General features: G+C 33.9%; 8 protein-coding genes. 1 reads left to right on the top strand and 7 read right to left on the bottom strand.

Annotated features, from left to right (window positions below):
- On the top strand, positions 1-543 hold a 543-nt coding region (locus tag AC33VI_RS23545; protein WP_491784691.1), incomplete at its 5' end, for a hypothetical protein.
- A 28-nt stretch (positions 544-571) separates the two neighbouring features.
- On the opposite strand, the gene AC33VI_RS23540 is transcribed toward AC33VI_RS23545, so the two are convergent.
- The 7 genes from AC33VI_RS23540 to AC33VI_RS23510 form a co-directional block, all read right to left on the bottom strand.
- On the bottom strand, positions 572-1591 hold the full coding sequence (locus AC33VI_RS23540) for a glycosyltransferase family protein (protein WP_491784690.1): 1020 nt from the start codon (positions 1589-1591) through the stop codon (positions 572-574).
- Positions 1592-1596: 5 nt separating this feature from the next.
- Positions 1597-2937, bottom strand: a complete 1341-nt coding sequence (locus AC33VI_RS23535; protein WP_491784689.1) for a glycosyltransferase — start codon at positions 2935-2937, stop codon at positions 1597-1599.
- Positions 2925-3824, bottom strand: coding sequence for a sulfotransferase family protein (locus AC33VI_RS23530; protein WP_491784688.1), 900 nt, complete (start codon positions 3822-3824; stop codon positions 2925-2927). The genes AC33VI_RS23535 and AC33VI_RS23530 overlap by 13 nt, the downstream gene beginning before the upstream one ends.
- 69 nt (positions 3825-3893) lie before the next feature.
- Positions 3894-5189, bottom strand: a complete 1296-nt coding sequence (locus tag AC33VI_RS23525) for an O-antigen ligase family protein (protein ID WP_491784687.1) — start codon at positions 5187-5189, stop codon at positions 3894-3896.
- A gap of 68 nt (positions 5190-5257) precedes the next feature.
- Positions 5258-6511 carry a glycosyltransferase family 4 protein gene (locus AC33VI_RS23520; protein ID WP_491784686.1) on the bottom strand — a complete coding sequence of 418 codons (1254 nt, stop codon included), beginning with the start codon at positions 6509-6511 and terminating at the stop codon, positions 5258-5260.
- A gap of 121 nt (positions 6512-6632) precedes the next feature.
- Positions 6633-8000 (bottom strand): flippase, encoded by a 1368-nt coding sequence (locus AC33VI_RS23515; protein ID WP_491784685.1) that lies wholly within the window; start codon positions 7998-8000, stop codon positions 6633-6635.
- A 7-nt stretch (positions 8001-8007) separates the two neighbouring features.
- Positions 8008-9521, bottom strand: a 1514-nt coding sequence (locus tag AC33VI_RS23510) for a GumC family protein (RefSeq protein WP_491784684.1), incomplete at its 5' end; no start/stop codon positions are given.

Here is a 9521-nt window from a genome sequence, read left to right as displayed (position 1 = left end):
GATATTACCTTAAACAACAGTATTTTATATATGGATCGAAGTGGAGATAACATCCATGTCACTTCAGATAAATCTAGAACCTACAAAGATTTGGTGACTGAAATACTAGACAATACTAGTCAACCAGAAACACCGATATTTTTAGGTAAGACAAAATTTAAGAATAATATTGTTTTTCAGTCAAATCCTAACCAAAATTTAATCGTACAAGCCAGAGGTAATCCTCAAATATATGAAAATTTTGTCCGACAAGGTTATACAGGATTGAATAATATTTATTTCTCAACCAACAAACAAGCGTTTGGGTTAGGATTTCAAACAACCAATATGACCAATTTAGAAAATTGGTCTCAGCAAACTAAGGAAACTAATGCAAAATGGCTAAATCCTTATTTTGATAATCCTCAAAACTACGATTTTCTAGTTAAAAATAAAAATATTTCGCAATCCAAACGTCAACTATCTGAAAATAAAAAGTTAAAGATTGCCACAATTAGAGAAATGAACAGCTTTTTTACTTGGGTAGAGCAATCGCGATCGTAAATTCATACATCTAAAATAAAAAATACAATTAACTATTAATCAAGGTGGATTTTATTAACTCCGCCTGCTTAAACCAACTCAATTCTTTTTCTAAACGCAACTCTGTGACCTCTTCTTTTAACAACTGTTGTTTGGCAATAGCCTTCAGACATCCTTGCGCAATTGAATCTGCTTGTAAAGGATCTACATACACTGCTCCTTTATAAAATAGCTTTTTCAGAGTTGTAGTGCCTGCCAAAATCATCGGCTTAGAAGCACCAAGTGCTTCATTAGCAACACTAAGCTGAATACCATCTAACTTGGTTAGACCTAAAACTGCATTTGCTTGGCTAATTTGTAAATCAAATTCTTCAGTAGATATAAATCCAGTTAACTTTACATTGTCTGGTACGTCACTAAGATCGTGAATTCCTCGGGCGCGATTGTAATTGCCAGTAATTGTAACTGTAACCTCTGGCATCAATCTCGCTGCATCTAAGATTTCGGCTATTGGCTCGTCACGATTGAAAGAACAGGGACAAACTATTTTAGGAGTAGAATGCAATTCATTTGGTTCTTCAATGTTGGATTTGAGTGATGCAGGAGGATCTTCCAGAACATAAATTTTGTCAGCATCAATATGACTATCCAAAGCTTGTTGTTTGACCGAATCATTATGGATTAAAACCAGATCGCATCTATTTAATAACCAAACTGTTCCTGGTATCTTAATCCAGGGCGCTCTAAAAGTTGCATTGTGACAATCAGCAACTATTGATAGTTGGCGATTCAAAATTGTTTTATAGACATAGACTAAGTGAAGTAAAACATTAGGCGGTAATTGAATCCAAATAATATTTGGTCGTTCTTTGATGAAAAAAGAAAAAGTAATAAATGTTTTGTAGAGATATTCTAACGGTCTCAAAAAACGATTTCTAAAAGCAAAAGTAATAAATTTAAGCTCGTAATCAAAATAGTTCTTCATCGATAAAGAACGGCGTTGAAAAGCAACCCAAGCAATAAATAATTGTTTTATTTTTAAATCGTCACTGTCAATATTGTCGAGCATCTAATCTATAAATTTATATTATTAAATATCGTAGCTGCAAATTTTTCAGCAGTATTTTGCCGTGCAAAATCTTTCATTTTATTGATATCGCCACAACCTTGAGGAGATCGCTTAATAAATTGGCTTAGTCCCTTAGCAATTTCGGTCGGTATTTCAGTATCCACTGCAATACCAAGTTGATAGCGTCTGACTAATTCTCCCATCAGACCATAATTAGAACTTAGTACGGGTTTTTGAGCAGCTGCTGCACGAACTAAAATGGCACTCATGCCAATGTGTCGCTGATATGGAGCGAGGATAACATCTGAAACTTTAAAATAGGGTTGAATTTCACGGTCGGCGATAAAATCTGTATGAGAAACAACTTGAACTGGTAATTTCTGTTGAATAGTTTGGACATGATTTTTAACTATCGATTCAGCACCAATTGGACCTACTAATAAAAGACAAACCTTTTCGGCTAACTTTGTAGGCAGAAGTTCAATTGCTGATAATAATTCTTCAATTCCCTTGCGAGGACGATAGACCCCAAACATTAAAAAAACAGTTCGTTCTGATTCTATTGACCATTCTCGTTTTAATTCTTCAGTTTTAACTTGGTAATCATCATAAACTTGAACTGGATCTGATAAGCTGACAGTGTTTACCGAATTATTAATTGCTTTAATGGGATCGACTACAAATCGATCCAGACAAAATAAAGATTTAAAACACTGTTGTTTCAAAATTTTAGACAAAAATAATTTGTCTCGCCACTGCCAAAATCTTTCTCGTAATGAAGGTGTGAAATCAATAAAATCGCTATAATGAAAGAGTGGTCTAAAATAAATTCCAGATAAGCTGCATGGTGGTTTTAATCCTAAAAATAGGGGAAACTGAATCGAATCAAAATACATAATAAGACATTCGGTTGTTTCCAGTTTACTTGCATACTTGCAAAGTATTTTCCATTCATTAAAAGCATGAAATGCACGTTTTAAGGCAGTAGATTTAGAAGATATTGATGCTTCTTCTTCAGGAGAAATAGTAATAAAATTAATATTTTTTAACTCGCTTGTTTCTGCTATGGCAACAATCTCAGTATGTAACTGAACGAAAGAAGGAGTCACTAAGATATCAAGGCTACCTGATAGTTTTTTAGCTTTCCAATATTCAACTAAATGTTGAATGTAGCCTGGATGATGACCCAAATGATTTAGGTCAAATAGTAAAATCCGAGGTTCAGCTTTGTCTAAATAATTAGTTTGATTGTAAGACAGGTTTTTTGTGGTGGTTTGATTCTCCATATACGATTTTCCTTTTATTATTCCCAATAATATACCTCGAATATTGCTTACGTCAGCCATGTAGATAAATCTCTACCGATCAAATCCTGTAGTTTCAAAATATCTTCAACAAAAAAGTCTTGAATTATCTTATGACGTATTTCTAAATTTAGAGGAGGTCGTGCTAAATTACTACCTTTCAATTTAATTGCTAATTTTCTTAGCTCTGGAGAAGCTATTGGTTCGACTACTTTTCTAATAAGACTAGATTGCCCTAGCAAACTATGTAAAATTTTATTTTTAGGTATACCCGAAACATTAGGTCGATAACTAGTATCGGGTTTAAAAGTATTATCTATCTCTAAAAATTCAAAAATATCACTTAACAACATTTGAGGATCGGCCTGCAAATCTTCATTGAGATAGATTTTGATTTGACTGGGATCGAATGTATCTAAATATCTTTTTACTTGGTCATAATATAATCCTCGTTTTATATAATGACCAAAGCCCCAATTATTATTAATGCGGTTATTTTCTTCTTGAATTGCATCTAGAAAATTATCACAAGTTTCTCTATTCTCACGTACAAAGTGCATATAATCCGAATATGCTCTTTTGACAGGATCGCGAAGAATTGCAATGAGCTTCGCCTGAGGAATATATTTCTTAATCCTATCTGCTACTTTTTCACTATAAAGATACCAATGAGATGCTTCTCCAATAGCTTTCTCTTGGGTGACGTTTTTAAACAAAGCCAAATAATCATCCCAGTTAGCGATCGATGTTTTATTAATAGCTCGATCTTCTCCTGGTCCTGAAAAATTAACTTTTTCATCCATGAAAGCAAAAAAATTAGGCTCTTTGACTTTACTCATATATATCTGCGGATGCTGAGTAAGATATTCATAAAGTGCTGTAGTTCCTGCTTTTCCAGCACCAATCAAAAAAAAATTTGGTAATGTCATCACATTCTCCATTCGAGGGGTTTAAATATTAAATTCTAGGTATCAGCAACTAGTCTTAAAGTTGTAGCATTAAGAATGAGGGACATATTTTTCAGTGGTTATTCTGGTTAGCGATCGTTTTTTGAGATTCTTAAAGTTAAGGGTAATTGAAAAAGATGTTGATACATATATGCTCCAAAGTACATTACTAGCAGTTAAAATTGTACTGCCAACAGCCATATTAAATATTAAATTAAAAACTAAAAATTGTAGAAACCAAAAGGATTCATTATTCTTTTTAACATTGACCAAGATAAAAGCCTTAATTAAATCTCGAAAAAAGCAAAAAAGAAACACTGATATACCAAATATGCCTAAAGAAATAAAAACCTCTAGATAGCCATTGTGAATATTGAAATTTGAAGTAGTATCGCTATCGGCAAACGATTGACCCCAGCTATTGTTAATTACGTAAAGAGATTCGTCAGAGTTCCAAAAAGCATCATAACCATAACCTAACCAAGGTCTTTCAAATGCTTTATCTAATCCCAATTGCCATAAGGGAAGTCTTCCATTAAATTCAAGATTCTTACCTAACAAATCCACCAAGATATATTCAATATTTCCCAAGACTAATAAAGTCATAATAAAACAGATTAAACTTGCACTAGCAAACAGGATAGTTTTAATTCTAAATTTTTGCTTACTGATTATATGGACAGTTGATAAAGAACATATCAAAATTAACGCCAACAAAGCTGTTTTACTTTGAGTCAAAATTACCAGTAATATGGATAAAATTACCCCAAAAAAAGCAATCATCTTTTGACTGAGTTTACCACCATTACCAAGTAAATTTAAAAATAAAACGCTAGACATAGTCATGACTCGGGATAAGAAATTTTTGTGGGGAAATATACCATTCCACACAGTTTTACCCTGAAGAACCTCCGTTCCGTACTGGGGAGTTCCAACTGCTATCAAGACACTAAGTAGTCCCGCTAGCATACAGACTATTGCTATTAAGTTTAGTTGATCTTTAACTGAATATCTGGCTGCTAAATAAACCCCATAAATACTTAAGCGGATTAATCCTCTAGCACTAGGTAAAGTAGATCCTGGAGCTACCGACCAGGTTACTGAGAAAACTGCTATGAGAATTAAAATCAGCAATGCTAAATCTTGGCTAATTAAATAAGCAATCTTTTTCCATTGCGATAATACTAAAAGAGCGACTACTGGATAACTCAAAATATTCAGCAGTGAAGATACTGGGGAAGGTAAAGAGATAGACAAAAAATAAAGAATAAATAAAATATTAATTCCCCATTCACAAGACTCAATTAATTTCGGCGACAAATAAGTCTTCCCTACATTGCTTTGCATTTATTTTCTCCAAGCTTGGTTGTTATCCTAACTAGTAATTTAAAAATTATAAAATTATCAATGTCTAATTATTGCTTTAAAATATCATTGAATAAATCCATATATCGAGTAGCTTGTAACTGTAAAGGAAATTCTTGTTCGGTTTTATGACGAGCATTTTTAGTTAATTGTTGATATCTTTCAGGATGTTCTAAAATCCAGGCAATACCCTTGGCTAGATCTTCAATTTGATAAGGTTGAGCCAAATAGCCATTTTGTTGATGGTCGATCATATCGGGCATCCCACCAATCTCAAAAGCGACACAGGGAGTACCACAAGCCAGAGATTCGAGTACAGTATTTGGTAAATTATCTTGAATGGAAGGAGCAATAAAAACGTCTACTGCTGAATAGGTAAGTGCTAAAGTAAGATTGTCATTTAGCGTACCCAAATAATGAGTTTTAAAGCCAAAATCTGGAGCATTTTGAGATGAAGAAGCCCCCACGATCGCTAGCTCAATATTTTCTGGGTTTTGAGTCTGCTTTAGCTTTTCTAATGCTAATTGTAATAAATGAAATCCTTTGCGTTTGTCACTGGTGGCTTTGAGGGATGTAAACAAAAGCAGTTGTTTATCTTGTGGTAATCCTAAAAGTTCTCTACTCACCCTCGAATTTATTGGTTTAAAAGTATTAAGATCGAGACCATAAGGAATAACCTCAATCCGCCTGTCTTTAAATAGAGAACTAGCTTTAGCACAATTTGCCAACCAATTACTAGGAGTAACAATGGTTAGATTTAAGTTTTTCCAGGCTTTTGCTTTTCGTTTCCAGATCCAGCGCGATAAATCTGATTCCTTTGTGCTTTTTATTTGAGGACACATACCACAAGATGCAGTATAGCGATCGCATTGTTGGTTATAATGACAGCCCCCCGTAAATGCCCACATATCGTGAAGCGTCCAAACTAAAGGCTTATTTAATTTAGCTAAAGTTTCTATCTGAAGATAACCTCCACTTACCCAATGGAGGTTGATAATATCTGGATTGATTTGATTTACGCGATCGATAAAGAAGTTGGGAAGCCAATGAGTTGAGAAAGTAGCAATACTTTGATGACCAAAAATTTTTAGTGGTAATTTATCGCCATTTATTCTCAGACCACTAATTATTTGTCCTTTTCCAGAAGCAGAACTAGACCCTAAGACATCGGGATCGCTACTATATTTGACTTGAACTAACATCTGCGATGGATTATTAATAGTTTTTAATCCTTGATGAAGACGATATGCAGCGCGAGAAGCTCCTCCTTTGATATCAGAAGTACTAATAGCTAAAATTTTCATTATTTTGATTAATTTGTACTAGTCATATGAATAAAACTATCTCAAGTGCTTTGATTAATAATTTAATCAATAATTTGGCAGCTTAAAAAAGCAGTTTCTATAAAAAAGATAGCGAGTTTTGCTATGTTGTCTGCTTTCCTATAACTCCCTTCAAAAAATTCCAATAAGTTCTATTTTGACGCCAACGAAATGGAATAAATAGAGACTTAGTTAACATCCAAGTTGCTTGCCACATTGGGGGACAAAAAATACCACAGATATGAGAAGCAATAGCATAAGAAATAATAGTAGCTATAGCTGCCCCCGTACCACCATACTCGGGAATTAAGAGCAAATTAATTAGAATATTGCTAATTGCACCTAATGATGTGACCAAAAAGCTTAGTTTAGTATAATTTTCAGCCATCAACCATTTATCACGAGCTAAATTGAGAAAAATAAATACATTAGCCCAGACATGAAAAGTCAAAATTTGCCCTGCTTCTATATACCGTTCTCCTAAAAGAAATATAACCATGTCTTTGGCAAAAAACGTTATTGGTAAAGCAATTAAGAATGATAGCCAAGCCATACAGTCAAAAAGTATTTGTAACTTATTATGATATTCCTCTCGGCTTTTTTCTCTTGCTCTTACTATGGCTGGAAATACAGAAGAACAGATAGATACGGGAATGAAGCCCCAAATTTGCGAAAATTTAATTGCAGCAGCATAATTTCCTACTTCCACATCGTTGGTCATATTACCCAACATAATTTGATCGATTCTTAAATAAATAGAAATCATAATGCTGGAAAAAATTAGAGGCCAAGAACTTGTTAGGAGTTCAATAGCTAACTGACGATTAAATAGCCAGCTAAATGTAGTTTGCTTTTCCTTGAAATAAACTATTACTGTACCAATACCTCCTACGGCAAAATCAGCTAGCACTAACCAAGCAAAAACAATTAAAGGTAATTGCCAAAATACAACTAAAATTTTCGCTAAAGATACTAAAAATATACGAACAACTTTAACAATTACAATTGGTTTAGAATAAGTCTTTGATTGAAACCAATAATCAATTACTTCAAACGGATCGAATGCAAGTCTCAAAGCAATAATTGATGTCATCCATCGTACTTGTGGATCTGGATTAACTGTCCATACCGCCAAGATAATTGTGGCAATGGTCACCAGGGAAGCAATAGTTTTGATAATAAAAGATGTACCTAATATTTTATTAGTTCGATCTTCATACCGAACTAAATCCCTAATAATCACCGAGTCTAAACCTAACTTAGACAATGCGGAAAATAAGTAGACAAAACTTATACCATAGCTCAATTTGCCAAAGCTATCTGGACCAAGATATCTAATTACATAAATTCCGACGAAAAAAGAGAGGGTCATGCTTAGTAACCGCTCGCCAGAAAGCCAACTTACATTGTGAATAACTTTTCTAATATTTGGATTTAATTTTCGCTCCACCGCTTTGAATTTTTTAAACATTTAAAATTTAAGCAGCATTTTTGCTGTTCATTGCTTCCAGATATTTTGTATCAGCATAATAGTAATTACTACCATAGGTTTCTAGATCGAAATCAACCCCATTAGCTACTATTCCTAATACATTTAAATCTTTATCTGCTAATATTTCTTTGGCTGCTAACACACTTGCATAATTTGCTAATCCAGGACGAGTGATAAATAACAATCCATCTGCTAACTTACCTAAAATTTTGCTATCTGACATACCTACTAAAGGAGGGGTGTCAATAATTACACTGTCATAATGATTGGACAAACTTATAATTAAAATCTCCATAAATGAAGAATTGAACAAGGCAATTGGATGTTGATTTCTAGTACCTGAAGTAATGAGATCTAAGTTTTCCATAACATGATGTAAAGAATCATGCCATTCAGTTTCCTGCTCTAAAACATCGTTTAATCCAAAATCGTTAGCAACATTCCATAAAGTATGTTGAGTGGGACAACGCAAATCTCCATCTATTAATAAAACTTTTTTACCACATTGAGCTTGAGCAATAGCTAAATTAGCAGCCACAGAAGATTTACCTTCACCTGTTGTTGCACTAGTAATAACCATAACCTTATTCGTTATTTCGCTATCTAACAAACCTAAATCAATTTGAATATTATGAAAAGCTTCCCTAACAAAAGGATCGGCAATGCAAGTAGCTGCAAACTGAGGAAGATTAGACATCGAACTATCAGGCAATAATGGTTGTTTTTTCTGATTAATTTTATTCAAATCAGGAATAAAACCAGCCACAGAATAGGGAAATATCTGCTTGATTTCATCGGTATTTTTAATTGTTTTGTCTCGTATATCTAAAATAAAAGCTGTTCCTATTCCTAGCAAAGCACCAGCTATCCCAGCACCCCCCACAATCAATTTCTTTCTGGGTCCGACTTCTTCCTCTGGAACATCTGCTTCCGATACTACCCGTACATTACCAATATTTTGTTGTTCGGCAATTCTAGTTTCTTGTAATTTTGCTAAAAGAGTTTGATAGGTAGATTGAGCAGCTTTAACACGACGTTCTAATTCTCTTTGTTGCTCTTGCAATGCTGGTAAAGTATCAGACCTCTGTCTGTAGGAGGCATAGGTATTTTCAAGGTTTGCTAGTTGTTTTTCTAACCCTTCTTTTTGCAAACCCAAATTAGCAAATTCAGCAATTTGTTCTTGTTTTAAATCGCCCAGACTGAGAATATTAACTTTCTTGATAATATTTTGCTGTCCTTCACCTAAAGTTTGAGCTATTTGTTCGTCTAACAAGTTGGTTAAATCTACCTGCTCGTCTTTTAAAGCGATAATTTGCGGTGTATTTTCCGATAAATAATTTCTTTTTTGAGCTAATGCTACATTGACTTCTTGTAGTTGTTCTAAGACCCTCTGAACTGCTAGAGATTGACTCAAGGCACTCATAGCAGAAGCCTCTTGCCAACTCATATTTAATTGAAGTTGCAATCGATTGTAACGAGCGCGTATGTTTTCTAGTCTTG

The sequence above is a fragment of the Waterburya sp. genome, assembly GCF_058530065.1.
Note: the sequence above shows the minus strand (reverse complement) of the source record. Positions and strands in the feature narration are given on the sequence as shown.

What these genes read in the sequence shown, in the direction of transcription:
- AC33VI_RS23540 (WP_491784690.1), bottom strand. Translation starts at nt 1,591, where the DNA reads ATGCTCGACAATATTGACAGTGACGATTTAAAAATAAAACAATTATTT.
- AC33VI_RS23525 (WP_491784687.1), bottom strand. Translation starts at nt 5,189, where the DNA reads ATGCAAAGCAATGTAGGGAAGACTTATTTGTCGCCGAAATTAATTGAG.
- AC33VI_RS23535 (WP_491784689.1), bottom strand. Translation starts at nt 2,937, where the DNA reads ATGGCTGACGTAAGCAATATTCGAGGTATATTATTGGGAATAATAAAA.
- AC33VI_RS23530 (WP_491784688.1), bottom strand. Translation starts at nt 3,824, where the DNA reads ATGACATTACCAAATTTTTTTTTGATTGGTGCTGGAAAAGCAGGAACT.
- AC33VI_RS23515 (WP_491784685.1), bottom strand. Translation starts at nt 8,000, where the DNA reads ATGTTTAAAAAATTCAAAGCGGTGGAGCGAAAATTAAATCCAAATATT.
- AC33VI_RS23520 (WP_491784686.1), bottom strand. Translation starts at nt 6,511, where the DNA reads ATGAAAATTTTAGCTATTAGTACTTCTGATATCAAAGGAGGAGCTTCT.